General features: G+C 59.8%; 15 protein-coding genes. 6 read left to right on the forward strand and 9 right to left on the reverse strand.

Translation table 11 applies throughout. The features are described from left to right. The first annotated feature begins 138 nt into the window (after positions 1-138). Positions 139-2,781 carry an ATP-dependent chaperone ClpB gene (clpB, locus tag ACVWZG_RS01375; RefSeq protein WP_414331635.1) on the forward strand — a complete coding sequence of 881 codons (2,643 nt, stop codon included), beginning with the start codon at positions 139-141 and terminating at the stop codon, positions 2,779-2,781. Between the two features lie 15 nt (positions 2,782-2,796). On the opposite strand, the gene ACVWZG_RS01380 is transcribed toward clpB, so the two are convergent. The 3 genes from ACVWZG_RS01380 to ACVWZG_RS01390 all read right to left on the reverse strand — a co-directional run bounded on the left by ACVWZG_RS01380 (position 2,797) and on the right by ACVWZG_RS01390 (position 4,965). Then, the gene (locus ACVWZG_RS01380) at positions 2,797-3,198 is read right to left on the reverse strand and encodes a SaoD/DsrE family protein (RefSeq protein ID WP_414331634.1); all 402 of its coding nucleotides are present in this window, start codon (positions 3,196-3,198) and stop codon (positions 2,797-2,799) included. Between the two features lie 272 nt (positions 3,199-3,470). Continuing rightward, positions 3,471-4,781 (reverse strand): dihydroorotase, encoded by a 1,311-nt coding sequence (locus tag ACVWZG_RS01385; RefSeq protein ID WP_457415156.1) that lies wholly within the window; start codon positions 4,779-4,781, stop codon positions 3,471-3,473. Between the two features lie 55 nt (positions 4,782-4,836). Further along, positions 4,837-4,965, reverse strand: coding sequence for a hypothetical protein (locus ACVWZG_RS01390; RefSeq protein ID WP_414380921.1), 129 nt, complete (start codon positions 4,963-4,965; stop codon positions 4,837-4,839). A gap of 495 nt (positions 4,966-5,460) precedes the next feature. Here ACVWZG_RS01390 and ACVWZG_RS01395 point away from each other — a divergent pair, with 495 nt between their 5' ends. The 3 genes from ACVWZG_RS01395 to ACVWZG_RS01405 all read left to right on the forward strand — a co-directional run bounded on the left by ACVWZG_RS01395 (position 5,461) and on the right by ACVWZG_RS01405 (position 8,331). After that, a complete protein-coding gene (locus ACVWZG_RS01395) occupies positions 5,461-6,753 on the forward strand; it encodes a D-alanyl-D-alanine carboxypeptidase (protein ID WP_457404966.1) in 1,293 nt (430 codons plus the stop codon). A 223-nt stretch (positions 6,754-6,976) separates the two neighbouring features. Further along, positions 6,977-7,246, forward strand: coding sequence for an IS630 transposase-related protein (locus tag ACVWZG_RS01400; RefSeq protein WP_414328998.1), 270 nt, complete (start codon positions 6,977-6,979; stop codon positions 7,244-7,246). A 161-nt stretch (positions 7,247-7,407) separates the two neighbouring features. Beyond that, on the forward strand, positions 7,408-8,331 hold the full coding sequence (locus ACVWZG_RS01405) for a fructosamine kinase family protein (RefSeq protein ID WP_457404970.1): 924 nt from the start codon (positions 7,408-7,410) through the stop codon (positions 8,329-8,331). 72 nt (positions 8,332-8,403) lie between these two features. Here the strand turns inward: ACVWZG_RS01405 and glyS are convergent, their stop codons facing one another. Further along, positions 8,404-10,596: a glycine--tRNA ligase subunit beta gene (gene glyS, locus ACVWZG_RS01410; RefSeq protein WP_457404972.1), complete on the reverse strand. Its 2,193-nt coding sequence runs from the start codon at positions 10,594-10,596 to the stop codon at positions 8,404-8,406. Between the two features lie 179 nt (positions 10,597-10,775). Continuing rightward, complete coding sequence (locus ACVWZG_RS01415) at positions 10,776-12,854, reverse strand: cation:proton antiporter domain-containing protein (protein WP_457404974.1); 2,079 nt, start codon at positions 12,852-12,854, stop codon at positions 10,776-10,778. Between the two features lie 263 nt (positions 12,855-13,117). Here ACVWZG_RS01415 and ACVWZG_RS01420 point away from each other — a divergent pair, with 263 nt between their 5' ends. Beyond that, positions 13,118-14,767, forward strand: coding sequence for a serine/threonine protein kinase (locus ACVWZG_RS01420; RefSeq protein WP_457404976.1), 1,650 nt, complete (start codon positions 13,118-13,120; stop codon positions 14,765-14,767). Positions 14,768-14,864: 97 nt separating this feature from the next. Here ACVWZG_RS01420 and ACVWZG_RS01425 read toward each other — a convergent pair whose 3' ends face one another. The 3 genes from ACVWZG_RS01425 to ACVWZG_RS01435 form a co-directional block, all read right to left on the reverse strand. Then, positions 14,865-15,464 (reverse strand): superoxide dismutase, encoded by a 600-nt coding sequence (locus ACVWZG_RS01425; RefSeq protein WP_457404977.1) that lies wholly within the window; start codon positions 15,462-15,464, stop codon positions 14,865-14,867. 263 nt (positions 15,465-15,727) lie between these two features. Next, positions 15,728-16,108, reverse strand: coding sequence for a hypothetical protein (locus ACVWZG_RS01430; RefSeq protein ID WP_414402426.1), 381 nt, complete (start codon positions 16,106-16,108; stop codon positions 15,728-15,730). Next, a complete protein-coding gene (locus ACVWZG_RS01435) occupies positions 16,105-18,093 on the reverse strand; it encodes a transglycosylase domain-containing protein (RefSeq protein ID WP_414342848.1) in 1,989 nt (662 codons plus the stop codon). The genes ACVWZG_RS01430 and ACVWZG_RS01435 overlap by 4 nt, the downstream gene beginning before the upstream one ends. Positions 18,094-18,295: 202 nt before the next feature. On the opposite strand from ACVWZG_RS01435, the gene tyrS reads away from it, so the two are divergent. Then, complete coding sequence (tyrS, locus tag ACVWZG_RS01440) at positions 18,296-19,537, forward strand: tyrosine--tRNA ligase (RefSeq protein ID WP_457404980.1); 1,242 nt, start codon at positions 18,296-18,298, stop codon at positions 19,535-19,537. A 135-nt stretch (positions 19,538-19,672) separates the two neighbouring features. On the opposite strand, the gene ACVWZG_RS01445 is transcribed toward tyrS, so the two are convergent. Next, positions 19,673-20,191 (reverse strand): RNA-guided endonuclease TnpB family protein (locus tag ACVWZG_RS01445; RefSeq protein ID WP_457415159.1); only part of this gene is annotated, 519 nt, incomplete at its 5' end.

The raw sequence follows: 20,191 nt of genomic DNA on the forward strand, positions 1-20,191 counted from the left end.
CAAAATAGGCGATACCTAGATCAGGAAGATCCTACCGGAGCTTCCGGCACCCAGCTCTACTGCCCCGAAAGAGTCCAGGGTGCTCCCTGTGTCTGTATTGCCTTCCTATACTGAGTAGCAAAGCTCTGCCGAACTCCTATGCAGCCCACCAATCCCAACCAATTTACCGAAAAAGCTTGGAGCGCCATTGTCCAATCCCAAGATGTGGCCCGGCGGCACCAGCAGCAACAGTTGGAAACCGAGCATTTGCTGATCTCCCTTCTGGATCAAGAGGGGGGGCTCACCCAAACCCTCCTGCAACGGGCAGGTATCGATCCGAGGCTGGTGCGGGATAAAGTGGAAAGCTTCATCAACCAGCAGCCCAAGTTGGCGCGGGTGGATCAGCTCTACTTGGGTCGCGGCCTGGAAACCACCCTGGATCGGGCCGAGGAGTTTCGCAAAGAGTACGGCGATGATTTCATCTCGGTGGAGCACTTGTTTTTGGGATCCCTGCAAGATGAGCGGGTGGGCAAGCGGGTCTTGGCACCCCTGGGCCTGACGGTAGAGCGCCTCAAACCGGTCATCAAAGAGGTGCGAGGCAAACAGCGGGTCACCGACAAAAACCCCGAATCCCGCTACGAAGCCCTGGAGCGCTATGGCCGCGATCTCACCCAGGCGGCCCGCGAAGGGAAGCTGGACCCGGTGATCGGGCGAGATGACGAGATCCGCCGCGTCATTCAGGTGCTCTCCCGCCGCACCAAAAACAACCCCGTCCTCATCGGCGAGCCCGGCGTGGGGAAAACAGCCATTGTGGAGGGCCTAGCCCAGCGCATCAACCGGGGAGATGTGCCGGAGTCTCTGAAAAACCGGCGAGTCATTGCTCTGGACATGGGCGCTCTCATTGCCGGGGCCAAGTACCGCGGGGAATTTGAAGACCGCCTCAAAGCTGTGCTCAAAGAGGTCACTGAATCCGAAGGCCAGATCATCCTCTTCATCGACGAGTTGCACACCGTTGTCGGCGCCGGGGCCGGCGAAGGGGCCATGGATGCCGGCAACTTGCTCAAACCCATGCTGGCGCGGGGCGAGTTGCGCTGTATCGGCGCCACCACCCTGGATGAATACCGCAAGCACATCGAAAAAGATGCGGCCCTAGAACGCCGCTTTCAGCCGGTGTACGTGGATCAGCCTTCGGTGGAAGATACCATCTCCATCCTGCGCGGCCTCAAAGAGCGCTACGAGCTGCACCATGGGGTCAAAATCAGCGACTCCGCCTTGGTGGCGGCAGCGGTGCTCTCCAACCGCTACATCTCCGAGCGCTTCCTGCCCGACAAAGCCATCGACCTGGTGGACGAGGCGGCGGCCAAGCTGAAGATGGAGATCACCTCCAAGCCCGTCGAGCTGGACGAGATCGACCGGCGCATCATGCAACTGCAGATGGAGGAGCTCTCCCTGAAAAAAGAAGATGATGCTGCCTCTAGAGATCGCCTCAGCAAAATTGAGCAGGAGCTGGCCAACCTGACGGAGCGACAACGGGAGTTGAATGCTCGCTGGCAATTTGAAAAAGAGGCTATCGAACGCCTGCAAAGCCTTAAAGCCGAGCGGGACGCCGTCAAGCTTCAAATCGAACAGGCTGAACAAAAATATGACCTCAACCGCGCTGCCGAGCTCAAGTACGGCAAGCTGATGGAATTGGAGCGGCAAATCCAAGAGCAGGAGGCTCACCTGGCCAAGCTGCAGACCAACGGCGAGCCGCTGCTGCGGGAGCAAGTGACTCCTGAAGATATCGCTGAGATCGTCTCCCGCTGGACCGGGATCCCAGTCACCAGCCTGATGGAGTCGGAAAAGCAGAAGCTGCTGCGCCTGGAAGCCCATTTGCACCAGCGGGTGGTGGGCCAAGACGAGGCGGTAGCCGCCGTAGCGGCAGCCATTCGGCGCGCCCGGGCCGGCATGAAGGATCCCAATCGCCCCATCGGCTCTTTCCTGTTCATGGGGCCCACTGGCGTGGGGAAAACCGAGCTGGCCCGTGCTTTGGCGGAGTTCCTCTTCGACACTTCCGAGGCGATGGTGCGCATCGACATGTCCGAGTACATGGAGAAGCACTCGGTCTCTCGTCTAATCGGAGCTCCTCCAGGCTACGTGGGCTACGAAGAAGGCGGGCAGCTCTCCGAGGCGGTGCGGCGACGCCCCTACTCGGTGGTGCTGTTTGACGAGGTGGAAAAAGCCCACCCGGATGTCTTCAACATCCTGCTGCAGGTGCTGGACGATGGCCGCATCACCGACTCCCAAGGGCGGACAGTGGACTTCAAAAACACCATCATCATCATGACCAGCAACATCGGCAGCGACCTCATCCTGGAAATTGGGGCCGATGAAAGCCGCTACGAGGAGATGAAAACTCAGGTGCTGGCCATGCTGCGGCACCACTTCCGACCGGAGTTCCTCAACCGGGTGGACGAGCTGATCATCTTCCACGCCCTCACCAAAGAGCAAATTCGCCAGATTGTCGGCCTGCAAATGCAGCGGGTGGAAAAGCTGCTGGCAGATCAGCAAATCGAGATCCTGCTCACCGAAGAAGCCAAGGACTACCTGGCAGAGGTGGGCTACGACCCCGTGTTCGGGGCCCGTCCCCTGAAGCGGGTGATCCAGCGGGAGATCGAAAATCCCATTGCCACCAAGCTGCTGGAAAACGAGTTCCTACCCGGCGACCGCATTTTGGTGGATGTAGCCAACGAGCGGTTGATCTTCCGCAAGATCGGCTCTCAGCCCAGCCAAGAGCCGCCGGCGGCTGTGGCCGTCAGCTAAGTCGGGGTCCTTCCGTCAAAGCGTAATCACTTGGTCAGGTGGGTTGTCCTTCAAGGCCTCGTAGAGGTCAGGGAAACAGCCCACCTGCACTCCTTTGACGACGTTTTTGGGAACGCACCGAGCTGGCTCTCTGCGCCCGCGTCCTTGAGCGTCGCACCAGCGGGGTTCCCCTTCGGCTAGGTTGCGCTCCAGAGCGCACATGTCACACATCATCAGCAGGATGTTTTGCTCTTGGGCAACTTTGGCCAAGCGCTCGCCAATGGGATCCCCCTGCCGCAAAACAAAGCAGTTGTCGTCGAAAAAGAACATGCCCACCACCTGCGCTCCATGCACCCCTGCTTCTAGCTGGGGCAGGATCATCTGGCCCAACTTATAGGTGCCGCAGCGAGGGTGAGTGAACACGTAGGCAACTTTCATGAGGCCCCCTTGCCGTTTTCAATTTATTTTGATTATCAGTAATTATCATTTTCAAAGTAACACGAGTTTCTGGGCCAGAGTTGCCGGACCCAGCAGGCCGAGGTGTGTGGTGATCGGCAAACCAGCCTGAGACCGTTCCTGATGCTTTTGCGCCATCCCGCCCTCAGGCCTGGCTTCTCTCCCACAAAGGGAGAGGGAAGCTAGGATAGGCTACTGCGCCACTTCTGTCCTGCTGCTATCGGAAGCCCTTGCGGGATAGCAGGGATCCCTGGCTAGCGCTGAAACTGAAGAGCCTTTCCCCGCACCGAGGGATCCACCTGGCCGTTTTGAAAGGCAATCTGTCCGCCCACGATCGTGACTAGGGGCCAGCCCACCAATTCCCAGCCCTCGAAGGGACTCCAGCCGCATTTGGTCAGCAGCTCTTCCCGCCGCACCGGTTTGGGTGTGTGGCGATCCACCAGCACCAGGTCGGCGTCGTAGCCCACCTGCAGCCGCCCTTTGTTGGGGATCCGGTAGAGGCGGGCCGGCGCCTCACACATCCACTGCACCACCTGCGCCAGCGTACAACGCCCCTGCTGGGCTGCCGTCAACATCAGAGGCAAAGCGGTTTCCACGCCGGGCATACCGGAAGGGGAGTGGGGATAGGGCTGAGCCTTTTCTTCCAAAGTATGAGGGGCATGGTCGGTGGCAATGCAATCCAGGATCCCGTCCTGCAGCCCCTGCCACAGTTGCTCCGAATTGGGGGGATCCCGCAGGGGGGGGTTCATCTGGGCCAGGGATCCCAGCCGGGCGTAATCGGCGGTGCTGAGCAGCAGGTGCTGAGGGGTCACTTCTGCCGTCACCCAGGCCGGCTTGTGCTGGCGCAGCAGTTCCACCTCTAGGCCGGTGGAGAGGTGCAAAATGTGCAGCCGATGGCGGTAGCGGGTGGCCAAGTCCAAAGCCCGCCGTGAGGCGATCAGGGCCGATTCCTCGTCCTGAATTTGCGAGTGAACGGCTACATCTGTGCGTCCGGCAAACAGGGCCTTACGGGCTTTGATGCGAGACAGATCTTCAGCATGGACGGCAATTAAGAAGTTGGGATCCGTTTCCCCGAAAATCCGCTCCAGCGCCGCCTGATCATCCACCAAGAGGGGGCCATGCATGGATCCCATGAAGATTTTGATGCCACAGGCTCCCTGCACCGTTTGCAACTCTTCTAAGTTATCGGCAGTGGCCCCGATGAAAAAGCCGTAATTGACCACACACTTGCTGCCTGCACGGGCCAACTTGTCATCCAGCGTCGCTTGGTCAATCGTCAGCGGGTCGGTGTTGGGCATCTCCAAAAAGCTGGTCACCCCGCCCCGGGCACAGGCCCAGGATCCCGTCTGCAGGTCTTCTTTGTGCTCTCGGCCCGGCTCGCGGAAGTGAACTTGCGGATCGATCACCCCCGGCATCAAGGTATGGCCCTCGGCGTCGATGACCTTGGCCACCCCTTCTGGCGAGAGGTTTTGGCCGATTTGGGCAATGCGCCCCTCCCGCACCAGCACATCCCCCCGCCAGGGATCCCCTTCCGGCACCAGCAGCTCAGCATTTCGGATCAGCAAATCTCCAGACAAAGCTCCGCCCTCCCCCAAAGGCGCTCTCAAGATAAGATAAAGACTATTGACTTGGCTCCGCCAGCACAGCCGCATCTGGATCCACTGACAGATGGGCGATCAGCCGATCCACCAACCGCGAGAGGGTTGCCTGTTCTTCTGGGCTGAGACAGCCGTAGGTTTGCTCCCGCAACTGCCAAATCAGAGGGGGTAAAACGTCTTTCAGCTCCTCCCCTGCAGGTGTGAGGTAGACCCGCCAAATCCGCCGATCCTCAGGATCTCGCTGCCGCCGGATCAGCTAGAAATTGTAGGAGCCCCGCACTGTACCCGTAGGTTCAGTGTTGGGAGGAATGCTATAATAATACTGCGGACACCAGAAACGGTTGTTTAAGGCACTGGTAACGGTCGATTGGGGGTGCTGTAAACCACCCCAGAGGCTCGTGGTTTGCTTGCTAACTGCAGGGCTACTAAAAGCCCGCTCCGTACCGCCTAGCGGTTGGTGTCGGGTAGTTTACGTCACAGCCGACTGGGATCCCTGACAAGCAAAAGATGGGCTTGCCTTGGCCGGAGTCGATAACGCTGGAAAAGGCTGGCACAGAGATTTGCCAAGGCAGTTCGGATGGCACTAGAGTAGCGTCAAGTCTTTTGCCAGCCCGTTGTCCTTTGCAAGTGTCTTTGTGAGGTCATCATGCCGCTTATCCCACAGGGGTTGCGCCCCCATCGTCGTCTCCTCTGGGCAGGGATCCCGTTAGCTGGTGCTTTGGCCTTGGGGGCCTGCTGGAGCAACCCCACAGGTGCTGAAGTCGAGTCTCCCACATTGACTCAGAATCCCTTCCCCCCCATCCCCACTCCACCGCCGCCGCTGCCTTCCCCAAGTGGGACTCCGGGCCTTCCCCCTTGGTGGCCCCGCGCCCAATCGCCGCAGTGGGAAGATTCTCCTTACGCTTCGGTCTTGTCCGGCTTTTTGCAAGGATTGGCGGCCCAAGGGGGAGCGCTCTCTCAACAGGGGATCCTGCTCTGGACGCCGGAAGGGGAGCTGTTGGCGGAGCATGGGCTGGATCGACCTTTGCCGGTGGGAGCCTTGGATCAGTTGGCCATCAGCTTGATGGCCCTGGAGACTTGGGGTTACGAGCATCGCTTTGAGACCCGCTTCTACACCACAGGCCATCGGTTGGGCCATCGCTTGACGGGAGATTTGATCCTGGTGGGTGGCGGGGATCCCTATTTCACGGAAGCGAATGTGGCAGAGCTGGCCCGCCATTTGCATAGCCTCAACATTCGCCAGATCGACGGGGATGTGAAGGTGTTGCCCCCCTTCCGTTTGCTGGGCCAACCCGATCCTTTGGGCGGCGCTCAGCGTTTGGCAGAACTCCTCAGCAATACTCAACAACCCCATCCGGTTGTCATTCGCGGCTCGGTGTCAGTCCTAACAGCCCTCCCCGCGGACGCCCACTGCCTGGTCAGCTACACCTCGCTACGGCTGGGATCCCTGTTGCAGATCCTCAATGGCAGCAACGACCGAGCCATGGCAGAAGCCCTGTTGGCGGAACTGGGGGGCGAAACAGCCCTGCTGGAGTACCTGCGGCAGCGGTTGGTGGCTCAGCCCATTTCCCGCCTGGATTCCCAAATGGCCCCCGCCGAGCAAGACATTCGCCTGGGGCAAAGAGGGCGAGCGCTGTACCTTTCCCCCCGCGCCCTAGCTCATCTCTGGGAACACCTGGTAGATTTCACAGATGGGGATCCGACTCGGATCTTGCCCAGAGCGGGCACTGGCCACAGCACCCTGCGGGCGCGCACCTTGCCCCCAGGCACGGCTGCTCAGGTGGGATCCGCTGCGGATCGGCTGATGACGATGGGGCAGCTGCCGAATGGCATCCACTTTGTCCTGCTCAACCAAGGTCCTGACCTGGGCATTTTGCGCCAGCAACAGGATCAGTTTCTGCAGGATGTGGTGGCCATTTCTGAGCCTCTCCGCCGCTAATGCTGACCTCAATTCGAACTTAATTTGAGATACAGCTCTCCCCCACTTTCCCCATAGGAGGCGGAAGCTCAAGACCCCAGAGCCCCACAGGTTAGGAACAGGGTCAATTCATTTAAGAATGAGACGGCCCTGCAGCTAAGAAGGCATGGAGGTAGACCTCAGGAGGAAGCTTAGACCTGAGAGAGAGTCATAGGGTATGTCCAGGAAGGGAGCAGTTGCACGGATGAACAAGGTTAGTCGTGCAACAGTTTATCGCTGGCTGAACCGAGAAGACCTGAGGCCGACAAAGGTCAAGACCCGCAAGCGCAAGATAGACTCGGCTGCCCTGCAGCAAGACGGAGACCAGTACCCAGAAGCTCGACTGAAGGATAGAGCCCGGTCTGGCGTCCAACCCGTCCTGCCAGCGGGACGGAGTCCTCGCGCTATTGACTGTGCTCTTGAGAATGAGAAGGTGAAAGTAGCACAAAAAAAGAGTTATGGTCATTTCAATTAAACCAGGAGACTGCGCCCACACCTAAAACTTTGAATGCACGGGGCCATAGGGCTTTTCTCAATGGCCCAGGCAATGGCTCAGGCGTCTCACCCTAACCTGAAATGACTACCCGAAATGACCATAAGTACCTGTTTTTCTCCGACAATTGACTTTTGCTGCTGATGCAAACTCTTTGGCAGACCATCGCCCAGCACCTTTCAGAAGCAACAGGGGATCCCATCCAGCCCCTACAGTATCGTTCTGTGGGCGGAGGCAGCATCAACGCCACCTATCGGTTTTCCTGCGCTTCCCAAAGCCCTCTTGCAGAAGGGGTAAAAGACTACTTCGTCAAATTGGCCCGTGGGGGAGAAAGGGCGCTGGAGATGTTTGCAGCGGAAGCTGCGGGCTTGCAAACCCTAGCGGCTGCCCAGGCCATTCGCGTGCCCCAGCCCATTGTCTGGGGATCCGTAGGAGAGCAGGCCTACTTGGTGCTGGAATACCTGGAGCTAACCTCGCCCCGTCCGCAGACTGCGGGTTTATTGGGATCCCAGTTGGCCCAGTTGCACCGCACCCTATCCCCCAACGGCAGCTACGGTTGGGAGCGGGACAACACCATCGGCTCCACGCCGCAGATCAACAGTTGGCGGCAGAGCTGGCTGGACTTCTACCGGGATCAACGGCTGCTCTACCAGGTCAGGCTGGCTTGTCAGCGAGGCTACCGGGGTGAGTGGGTGGCTCACGCAGAGCGGGTGATGGCGGAGCTAGAAGCTTTTTTTCAGGATTACAGGCCAGAACCCGCTCTGTTGCATGGAGATCTGTGGGGCGGCAACTACGGGGCCTTGCCCGATGGATCCCCGGTGATTTTCGATCCGGCCACCTACTACGGGGATCGGGAGACAGATCTGGCGATGACAGAATTGTTTGGGGGCTTTCCAGCCGAGTTCTATCGGGCTTATCAGCAGGCCTACCCCTTGGACGAGGGGTATCCCCACCGCAAGCCCCTCTACCAGCTCTACCACTGGCTCAACCATCTCAACCTGTTTGGAGAGGGCTACCTGGCCTCGGTGCAGCGGGCTTTGCGGCAATGTCTGCGCTTCCTTGGATAATAGGTTGCATGTCCATTCCCAAGCTCCCGAGGGGCCGGGAGTGAGGGTTCCAAGCGTGTCTGGATTGGCCAGCTAGGAGGTCTTCTCCGGCGACGACTCCCCTGCCATAACCACAGCCCCCATGTCCCCCAACAGGCGGGACTGGTTGCGCAATACCCCCAGCAAATTAAGCCGGTTGGCCCGTCGCACAGGATCCGGATCCATCACCAGAACGGCTTCAAAAAACTGGGCTACCTGAGGGGCTGCCGCTTGCAGAGCTTCCACCAAGGGGACAAAATCTCCCCGTAAGGCCGGCTCCACCCCCAGACGATAGACCTTCTGGCAAGCCTCGTACAACTCCCTTTCTGCCGCCTCCTGCAACTGGTCGGGATCCACGGCAGCTGCTGGATCTGTTACACCGTAGTCCAAATCCCCTTGGGCTGCTAGGCGGGCGCAGCGATTGAGGGTGGGATAGAGATCCGCCAATTCCCCGGTGGCCCGCAGGTGTTGCAGGTACTCCGCCCGCAGCAAAGTCAAGGGCAGGTTGCCCAGGGCCCGCATGGTGAGCTCGGCCTTCTGGGGATCCTCCGCTTTGACCGACTCGGGATCCCCCACCACAGCCCTGGCCAAGTCGTAATCAATCCGTTTTTCCTCCTGCAAAAGGGTCTGTATCCGTTGGGCCAAAAACTCCTGCAAGGCTCGCAAGGTGTGGACATCGCCAAAGGCATAGTCCTGCACCACGCTCTGCAACAGGGAGTTAAAGTCAAAAGTCCAGCCAGCATCCCAGGCAACCAGCACCAGGCTGTTGGCGGCCCGCCGCAGGGCAAAGCGATCCGAGGAACCGCTGGGGATCCGCCCCAAGCGAAACATGCCCACCAAGGTATCCAGGCGATCCGCCCAGCCCACCACCCGCCCGGTCAAGGAATTGGGCAAAGCGTCCCCCGCCCCCAAAGGCCAGTAGTGCTGCTCGATCCCCTCGGCCACCGCCTCCGGCTCACCGTCGTGGCGGGCATACTCGGCTCCCATGATCCCCTGCAGCTCGGGGAATTCGTACACCATTTGGGTAACCAGATCCGCCTTGCACAGGTAAGCCGTGCGATCCACCAGCGCCTGCTCCTGGGGATCCAAGTTCAGGGCAGCGGCAATGAGGCGGCTGATGTGGCGGATGCGCTCCACCTTGTCCCGCATGGAGCCCAGCCCTTCGGCAAAAGTAACCGCCTGCAGGCGTTCCACCCGCTGCGCCAAGGGGATCCGCCGATCCTCCTCGTAGAAAAAGCGGGCATCCGCCAGGCGCGCCCGCACCACACGGCTGTTGCCTGCCCCGATCCGCTCCGATTGCCGGGGGTCGCCGTTGGAGATGGTGATGAAATAGGGCAGCAATTTTCTGGGATCCCGGCCATCCCGTACTGGGAAGTAGCGCTGGTGAGTGATCATCACCGTCTCGATCACCGCAGGGGGCAAGCGCAAAAACTCTGGCTCAAAGCGCCCCAAAACCGCCGTCGGCCACTCCACCAAGTGCACCACCTCCCGCAGCAAAGGAGCAGGAATCTGGGCTTCCCCATTCACTTGCCTGGCCAGCTTGGTCACCTCAGCCTGAATGTATGCCTCTCGCGCTGTTGGATCGGGGCTGACCCCCGCCTCTTGCATTTGCTGAACGTAGCTCTCGGCCCGCTCCAGGACAACCTGCTGGGATCCCAAAACGCGGTGCCCCCGGCTCACCCGCCCCGCCACCAAGCCCGGCATGGAATTGTCCTCGTGGGTCGGCAGCAGCAAAGGCAGCACCTGATCATCCCAAAGGGAGACCAGCCAGCGGATGGGGCGCGGAAACTTCAGCTCCCCGCAGGCCCAGCGCATCAGCCGTTCACCACTCAAGTTGGTAATCCAGGCGGGTGCCAGTTCCTGGAGCACAGCTGCTGTTGGCCGGCCTCGCACCCGCTGCACCGCAAACACAAAGGATCCCTTGCCCACTTGCCGGATTTCCAGGCTGCCGGGATCCACCCCTTGTTTTTGGGCAAATTTTTCCCCGGCAGGAGTGAGCTGGCCATCTTGGTAGGCGACCTGAACCGGTGGCCCCTTCACCTCCAAAGTGCGATCCGGCTGCTGGGTGGGCAACCCCTGCAACAGAACCGCCAGGCGGCGCGGCGTACCGAAAAGCTGCATCTGCTCCGCTTGCAGATGAGCCTCCGCCAAAGAGGCCGGGATCCCGGTTCGCCACTGCTCTAGGGCCGAATCCACAAAACTAGCCGGGAGTTCCTCACAGCCGACTTCCAGCAAATAGGCAACCATACTCCTGTGCTCCGTAGGGTACCATCCCCACTTCCTCAATCAACATAGTCTATGGCTCTAAGCCTCCCTTCTGGCTCACGATGGTTCTGAAGCCGGGGTATCCCAGTTTACCAGGGGAGCCGGGGCGGAGTTGAGACAAGAGCTCCAGTCCGCCAGACAACACCCCAATGCCATCCCTGTCAAGTGGGCTCTGCGGCCGCCAGAACCCCATCTCCTTGGCGCAAGGGATGAGCTGAATCCCGTGGCAAATGCACCACGATGATGGGAAGGCTGGGTCGGTTGCGGGCGATGGTCTCCGGCTCTCGGCCCAGGCGCGACCGGTTGCCGGTTTCGCTGGGAACCAATACCAACACATCTCCTGGCTGCAGCGCTTTGAAGGCTTCCGCCACCACCCCCCCCTGCACCCGCTGAACCGGCAAGTGGGCATAGCTTTCTGCCGGCAAGGCTGGGGAGCTTTTCCGCCCGGGTCGGGTTTGCACCAGCAGGATCTGCAAACCTGCTTTCAATTCGCCGGCCAGCGTTTGCGCCAGCCCAATGGTCTGCTGCAGGGATCCGGGAGAGACCTCCAGCTCCGGTGCAACCAAGAGGATGCGGCGCGCCGTCTCGATGGGTACCGGAAACCGCGTAATCAAGACTGGGATCCCCACCTGCCGCACCACCGCGTCAATGATGCTGCCGAAAAAGTTCTCCGCATAGGTGGAGTAGCCCTTCCAGCCCAGGATCACCAAGGTTGCCTGCCGTTCCGCCGCCGAGCGAATGATCCCTTTTTCCACCGAGTCATCCACCCGCCGAATCGGCTCCACTCGGGTCACGGCGCTGTGGGCCAGAGCTTCTGCAAAGGTCAACAACTGCTCTTGCCGAGCCAGGGCTGCCGGCGAGATCCCAGCACGGTCAGACAAAACATGCAGCGGCAGCAGCGTTCCCCCATCTTTTTTGGCCAAAATCAAAGCCAACTGTAACAGGTTCCTCTCAGTATCCGGGTTGGCCACCGGCACCAAGACGCGAGCTCCCCAATCTGGCTTGGGCAATTCGGTGGACTCTGCCGCCACCTCGGTGGGCTGCATTTGCTCTCCCCAGCGGGCCACAATCCAAGGCGAGGCAACACAGGTCACGAGGATCATGGCAATGATGCCGTTCACCGTCAGCTCATCCACCAACTTCACCTGAAAGGCCACCGTGATCGCCGCCAGGGTAGCCGCCGCCTGAGCCATCGACAGGCCGAACATGATCATCGTGCTGGCAAAGCGCCAGCCAAACAATTGGGCCGGGATCCAAGCGGCCAGAAACTTGCTCACCACCTCCGCTGCAATCATCACTCCGCCCACCAGCAGCGTGCGCGGCTCCCCCAAGAGAATACCGGGATTGATCAGCATCCCCACCGAGATCAAGAAGAAAGGCACAAACAGGGTGTTGCCGATAAACTGAATCCGGTTCATCAGGGGGCTGAGAGGCGGGATGATAGGGGTGATGGCCGTCCCGGCCAGAAAGGCTCCCACCACCGGCTCAATGCCGATCAACCCCGCTCCGTAGGCCACCACAAACAAAGTGGCGATCACGAAAGTAAACTCTGCTCCCTCGTCGTGACCAAAGCGTTGAAAGAACCAACTGCCCAGCTTAGGCACCCCCCACAGGGTGGCAAAGGTGTAGAGGGCAATGGAAGGGATCAACGTCAGCCAAAAGCGCAGCGACAGCTCCCCTTGGTGGGCGCGCACCACCACCGCCAGCACCAACAAAGCCAGGACATTCGTGATAAGGGTGGCCCCCAAAGTTGCCGTCACCGTCTGCAGGCGCATCAGGCCCAACTTGGAGACGATCGGCAGGCCGATCAGGGTATGGGAGGCAAAACAAGAGGCCACCAGCACCGCCGCCAGAAAGCCATACCCAATGGCCAACATCGCTACTGTGCCAATGAGCATCGGCAACAGAAAGGTGAGCGCTCCGAAGAGGGTGGCCTTCCCGGCATTGAGCTTCAAATCTTCCAGGCTGGTCTCCAGCCCTGCCATGAACATGAGAAACAACAGCCCCACTGTGCCCAGCAGGATGATGGTCTCGTCCCGCCGCAAGATGCCCAAGCCGTAGGGCCCCACCACCAGCCCAGCCAAGATTAACCCGATGATCCCCGGCAGGCGCAGCCGCTCAAATAGCAAGGGAGCCACCAGCATGATGGTCAGGATGATCAAAAACACCAGCACCGGATTCTCAACAGGGCCAATCATGGCTAGAGGGATCCCCGACATTTGCAGCCAGTTAGCCAGCATAAATCACCCGACAGACAGCTAATGAACAGACCCGGCAAAGCGCCCGCATGAGTCTATCAGATTCCCTCGGCTCTAAAGTAGATCTCCGTAGTCCACAGTCTTTGTCCAGCCTTCAATCGCTGGCAGGGCGTTTAACAAGTACTTAAAAGCACATCAAATACATTGGGAATGAAGACTGCTGGGCAGGGATGGCCGGAGAAAGGCAAGAGAAACTCCCGAGAAACACGCATTAGAATCAGAGGGTACATGCTCTTGGGCTGCCCATGAACCAGCTTGCTCCTGGAAAAGTGATCGGCCAGCGCTATCAACTGGTTCACAGCATTGCAGCAGGTGGCATGGGGCGGGTGTTCAAGGCTGTCGATACGCGCCTGTTCAACCGTCCGGTGGCGGTCAAGCTGTTGCACCAAAACTTAGCAGGCGATGACAACACCCGACGCCAGTTGCACAAACGTTTTCAGCAGGAAATTCGCATCAGCACGCTGCTGGGGGAGCACCCTGCCATTGTCAAGGTATTGGACTATGGCATAGAGAACGACCAACCTTACCTGGTGATGGAATACCTGACGGGGCGCAGTTTGGGGGAGCTAATGCTCAAGCAGCCGGTGCTGCCGCCTCAACAGGTGGTGAGGATGGCCCGCCAAGTATGCGCCGGTCTCTATTACGCCCACAACCTGGAGACTGAGCAGGATGGCCATCTCATCAAGGGGGTGATCCATCGCGACATCAAACCCAGCAACCTCTTCGTCCTAAAAGATGAAACGTTGGGGGAGACCGTCAAAATCTTGGATTTCGGCATTGCCAAGCTCCTCAGCGACGTTTCCCTTGCCCTCGGCACCCAGACCACCGGCTTTTTGGGTACGGTGCGCTACGCCTCTCCCGAACAGGTGCGCGGGGAAGCCCTGGATGCCCGCTCGGATATCTACTCGTTTGGCGTAGTGCTCTACCGCATGTTGACCGGGCAACACCCCCTCCAGCCGAAGAGCGATTCTTTCCCCGGCTGGTACGAGGCCCACAATTACCAACAGCCTCAGCCCTTCGATCGCGCAAATTTGCCCTATGAGATTCCGCTGCAGCTGGAACAGGTGGTGCTCTCCTGTCTGGCCAAAGATCCCGACCGGCGGCCCCAAGATATGAAGGTTCTCAGCGCCCAATTGGAGGGATCCCTGCACTCCCAGAGCGCTGCCAGCTCTTCCCTCGCGCCCCCCCCAACCGCACCCATCTTCTCCGAGCGCACCCTGGCGGCGGTGGATGCAGGGCAGTCGGGCACACACCTGCTCAGTACCCAGGCAGAGCCCGAGGCCAAGCCGTTTCCCCTCTGGGCTGGGATAGCCCTTTTTGTTGTCATTGCGGGGAGCACCTTCTGGGGCCTGCGTCTGCTGTTGGATCCGGGCCCAGGCAGCGAAAGACCGCCTGCTGCCCCCGAACGCCCCCTTCCAGTCGGCGGTGCAGAGCACCCTGAGCGGGATCCCTCAGCCACTCCTGAACCTCTGCTGGACTGGCTGCCGCGGGATCCGGAGGGCAAACCGGTGTTTGAGGATGATCCCGCCCCAGATCTGGGAATCGGTGAGTCCGCAAGCGAGCCCACACCCAGGCCAGCGGCAACTCCAGAGGCAGTGTCCTCTACCCCTCAGCCCCCTGCTCCAACTCAGCAGGTGTCACCTCCTCCTCCAGCCCCTGCTGTGCCTCCACCCCGACCGGTTGCAGTGCCCACACCCCCTCCCCCTGCTCCACCTTCTCCAGCCCCTGTCCCAGCCAAACCTCTCCCGCCGCAGCCCATCAATCAACCTTTGTTTCCCCAAGTGAACCGGGTTGCTCCAACTTCTGCTCCCCTTGCAGCCCCTCCAACCCAACCTCCCACCCCTGGCTTTCTGGAGCGGTTGCGCGAGGAGCGAGAACGCTTGGGGAAAGACTAGGCGCAAAAAAGGGATCCCCAAGGATCCCTTCGCAAACAGAGACATAGGGCTAGTCTTCGATGGGATCCCCCGTCAAGGGATCCCAGAACAGGTAGAGTCAGGCGGCAGCCAGCCGGGCATTGGCGGCATCCCAGTTCACCAAGTGCTCCAGGTAGGCGCTGATGAAGTCAGGCCGCCGGTTTTGGTAATCCAGGTAGTAGGCGTGCTCCCACACATCCAAAGTGAGCAGGGGCGTCTGGCCGTAAACCAGGGGGTTTTCGGCATTGGGGGTTTTGGTAACCTTCAGGGTGCCATCCTCCAGCACCAGCCAAGCCCAACCACTGCCAAACTGGGTGGCAGCCGCCGTCTTGAAAGCCTCGACAAACTTGTCGTAGCTGCCGAAATCGGCGTTGATCTTGTCGGCGATAGGCCCGGTAGGCGCACCTCCCCCGCCCGGCTTCATGGATTCCCAGAAAAAGGTGTGATTCCAAACTTGGGCAGCATTGTTGAAGATACCCGCTTTGTTGGGATCCCCAAAGGTGGCCTTGATGATTTCTTCCAGAGACTTGTTGGCCAGATCGGTGCCCTCGATGAGCTTGTTCAGGTTGGCTACGTAGGCCGCGTGGTGCTTGCCGTGGTGGTAGGAGAAGGTTTCTGCCGACATGTAGGGCTTCAGCGCGTCGGCAGGATAGGGCAGAGCCGGGAGTTCAAAAGCCATAATCGTCTGTCCTCTGTGTCTTGTGCAAGGAATGCAAGAAAGAACGCGGTGAAGGGTCAGGAGAACCAGAAAAAGGCGTTACCTTTCTTTGCAGTCTTAGTGTAACTCAGAATCAGTACGCGCTGGGATCCCTTGGACACCTCGATTCCGGTTGGAACCCTGCTCGACCCCAGAGAGGTGGAATCGCGGCTGTCTCAGCGCAATTGCCGATAACCACTTGTTGGCCAGCGGTTGGAAAAGCGAGATGTCCCAGCTACAGAGGGCTAACGGGATCCCTCCCGCAACAGCTCAATCAGCAGGGGAGCGACATCCCTGAGCAGGGGGATCAAAACCGCTGTGATGGCGGCGATGGTCACTACATTGCGGGTGAAGTTGAGGGTATCGCGGCTGAGCTGGAAAAACCGCTCGTCCCAGCGTTTGACCTCGGCCTCCAGACGTTCTTCGGCGCCAGCAATGCGTTCCTCGGCTTTGGCAATGCGTTCCTCGGCTCTGGCAATGCGTTCCTCGGCTCTGGCAATGCGCTCCTCGGTGCCGGCAATGGTTTGCATCAGCTCTTGGTTTTGCCGGGCCAGTTGGGCGATGGCCTGAGCGTTGGCCTCGACAGTGCGCTCGATGCGCGCCAGCCGCTCCTCGCTGTAGCTCATGGTCGGGGAGGGGGAAATTGATGCGGGCTGGGGAAGTCCTGAGGTGGGATCCCTTGGAGAGCCTCGGTCATAAAGCGCTTCCAGGTGGGGGCCACAAAAGCGCCTCCTGCCGTACCCGGCAGCATGGGAGAGTTGTTGTCGTTGCCGATCCAAATGGCGGTAGACAGTTGCGGCACATAGCCGATGAACCAAGCGTCGCGGAAATCAGAGGTGGTGCCGGTTTTGCCAGCTACGGGTCGCCCATCGTCCAGACGAGCCGCCCTCCCGGTGCCTTGGGTCACCACCCCTTTGAGGATTTGGTTGAGCGTAGCCACCGCCCAGGGATCCAAAACCCGCTGCGGCTGGGGCCTGGCCTCGAAGAGGATTTGGCCGTTGCGATCCACCACCTGGGCCAAGAGGGTCGGCTCCACCCGATATCCGCCATTGGCAAAGACCGCATAGCTGGCCGCCATCTCCAGGGGGCTGACGCTGGCCGAGCCCAGAGCTGTAGCCAAGTTGGGAAACATCTCGGCACTGATGCCGGTGGCCTGAGCCGCTGCGATGACGTTGCGGATCCCAACATCATCGGCCAACTTGACCGTGGGCACGTTGCGGGAGAGCTCCAAAGCCCGAGCAAAGGTGAGGGAGCCATAGAAGGTGTTGTCGTAGTTTTTCGGGCTGTAGGGTGGCGAGCCGGGATAGGTGACGGGGGTATCTTCCAAGATGCTGCCGGGTGAATAGCGCCCGCTGGCCAGAGCCGCGTAGTACACATAGGGCTTAAAGGTGGATCCCGTTTGGCGAAACGCCTGGGTGGCGCGGTTAAATTGGCCCCGCTGAGCGTTGATCCCGCCCACAATGGCCTTCACATAGCCGGTACGGGGATCCACTGCCGCCAAAGCCATTTGATCGGCACGACGAGCTGCCCCAATGCGGGGGCCATCTTCATTGACAATGCGCTGGGCAAGGCGCTGCAGACGCAGATCGATGGTGGACTGAACCCGCAGACCTCCTTGCATTAGAGCTTGTTCCCCATAGCGGCGCCGCAGCTCCGCCTCAATGGCGTCGGTAACTGCTGGGGCGTTACTTTGAAAGGAGGTAATGCGGCCTAAGGTCAGCTTTTGCTCCCGCGCCGCCTGGGCTTCCTCGGGGGTAATCCACTTCAGCTCCACCAGACGATCCAGCACCAGGTGTTGCCGCCGTTTGGCTCCCTCCAGGTTGCGAAAGGGGCTGAGGGTTTCCGGGGCCGGCAGGATCCCAGCCAACATCGCCGCTTCAGCCAAGTTCAGTTCAGACGCATCCTTGTTGAAGTAGCTGCGGGCTGCCGCCTGGATGCCGTAGAGATTGTGCCCCCAGTACACCTGGTTGAGGTACATCTCCAGGATCTCGTCTTTGCTGAAGACCTGTTCTAGGCGCACCGCCAACACGATCTCGGCGACTTTACGGCTGAGGGTACGCTCCGGCCTCAAAAACAGGTTCTTGACCAACTGCATTGTCAGGGTGGATCCCCCCCCCGCCGAGCCTATACCCCCCTCCACACTGCCTAGGATCGCCCGGCCCAAGCTGACCGGATTAATGCCTGGATGGGTGTAAAAGTGGCTGTCTTCAATGGCCAGCAAGGCCTTTTTCATCTCCGGCGAGACCTGTTCAAGGGAGATCACTTCCCGGTTGGCCTCCCCGTGTAGGCTGGCAATGGGCTCGCCCCGAATATCGACAATGTGGGTGGTAGCAATGGGCACGTAATCCCGCAATTGATGCACGTCCGGCAAGTTGCGGAAGCTAATGGCCAGCCCCACCAATCCGGCAGCCGTTGCCGTGGATCCCAAGAGCAGGGATCCCAGCAACAGATTGCCCACCACACCGGCAACCTGGGCAATCCGGGAGGGGCGGGTGGGTGGGGTATAGTCGGCATGCTCGTCAAACCCCGATCCGGAAAAAGGGGAATTGGAGACACGCTCCAACCCCGGCTTTCTCGCCCGGCGAGCCAATGGTCTGCGACCGTAGGTCACGTCAAAAACCCTGTCACGTCCGTGTTGCAAAGCAACAACAAGCCAGACCCATTATAGGGCGGCGTCTATTGGGGCAGCAGGATGGCCAACCTTGCCCATCGACAACTCCAACCGGGCTAGGGGGAGAAGATCTTGAGTTGAGAATCGAGCATCTTTTGCGTGGGCTTAAAATTGCTCATGGGTTCAGCCGGAGGATCAGGCTTTGAGTATATCGTCAGCCTCAGTTTCGCCAGCGTACCGGGATCCGTTGATAGCCCAAATTGTTGAGCGGGGGGTGGCCGAGATCTTTCCAGGAGGAGCTGCTGCCCTGGCGGAGCGCTTGGCGCAAGCGGATCGTCCCCTGCGGGTGAAGCTGGGCATCGATCCCACCCGACCGGATCTGCACCTGGGGCATTCGGTGGTGTTGCGCAAGTTGCGCCAGTTCCAGGATGCGGGCCATGTGGCTATTTTGCTCATCGGGGACTTCACGGCGCTGGTCGGGGATCCCACTGGCCAATCGGAGGCCCGTCCCCGCCTCACCCCAGCAGAAGTGGAGGAAAACGCCCGCACCTATCTGGAGCAAGCCGGCAAGATTTTGGATTTTGAGACCCCCGGTCGGCTGGAGGTGCGCCGCAACAGCGAGTGGCTGGCCCACCTGACTCTCAGCGAGCTGATCGAACTCCAGGCCCAGATGACGGTGGGGCAGATGTTGGCCAAAGAAGACTTTGCCCAGCGCTACCAAGCCGGGACGCCAATTTATCTGCACGAATTTCTCTACCCCCTCTTGCAGGGTTACGACTCGGTGGCCCTCGCAGCCGATGTGGAACTGGGGGGAACCGACCAGCGCTTTAACCTGCTCACCGGGCGAGATCTGCAAATCTGGAAGGGCCAAACGCCGCAGTTTTGCCTGACGGTGCCGCTTTTGGAGGGGCTGGACGGGTACCAGAAAATGTCCAAGTCCAAAAACAACTACGTGGGGCTGACTGAGGATCCCCTCACCATGTACTCCAAGCTGGAGAAGGTGCCGGATCACCTGGTGGAGCGCTACTTTGAGTTGCTCACCTCAGTGCTCCTTGCCGAGCTGCCGCAGGATCCCCGCCAGCGGCAGATCCTCCTAGCCAAGACCCTAGTGGCCCAGTTTCACTCCCCTGCAGCGGCAGAAGAGGCCCAGCGCACCGCCCAAGCCCTGGTGCTAGACGGTATTCTTGCCGAAACGGGATCCATCCCCACCTTTGCCATCGATGGGTTGTCTTACCCTGTTAAACTCAGCTACATCCTGCGTGAGTGTGGCCTGTGCAAGAGTGCCGCCGAGGCCCGTCGGCAGATTCAAGGGGGCGCCGTGCGGCTGGATGGGCAAAAGGTGGAGGATCCCGACCTGGAGTTTGCCCATGCCTCGGAGCTGGCCGGGCGGATTTTGCAGGTGGGCAAAAAGGCCTTTCGTCGGCTAGTGAAAGGCGCAGATTAGTGTTCCCCTCTCCCTGTGGGAAAGGGGTGAGGGGATCCATCAACGGGCAGGCTTGAAGCCGAGTCCGGTTTTTTTCTGCCTGGTCTTGGCTGGGGGATCGGACAGAGGAGAAGGTAAACTACCCGGCTCCGACCGCTAAGCGGTACGGAGCGGGCTTTCAGTAGCCCTGAGCCTGCTCTGCCCTACCAGAGAACAAAACAGGCCCGAACCTCTAGGCTGGTTTACGGCAGCCCCCAAAAGCGTAATCACATTCGCACTATTCAAATCCGCATCCCCTTCCCATCCACAGTGCCCACACTTGAACTGCTTCCCACTGCGATAGGATTGCGTAGGATCGGGATGGATGTGCAAACACCGGTGGCAGGTCTGCGACGTGTAGGCAGGCGGTACAAGAATCAGAGAAACCCCTGCAACCCTCGCCTTGTATTCCAGAAATTGACGTAGTTGGTAGAACGCCCAACTGTTGGCCCTGCGCCTTTCGGTTTTGCTGCGTGGCTGTTGATTGACCCTTTCCCGGATCCCTGTCAGGTCTTCCAGGGCGATAGCGCTGTTGGTAGCTTTTGCCCTAGAGACAATAGCTTTAGAGATGCGATGATTGACCCACGTTTTTGCTACGCAACGCTGACGCGACTGAAAGCGTCTCTCCTTGCCAGA

Source organism: Thermostichus sp. OS-CIW-33, from assembly GCF_054059615.1.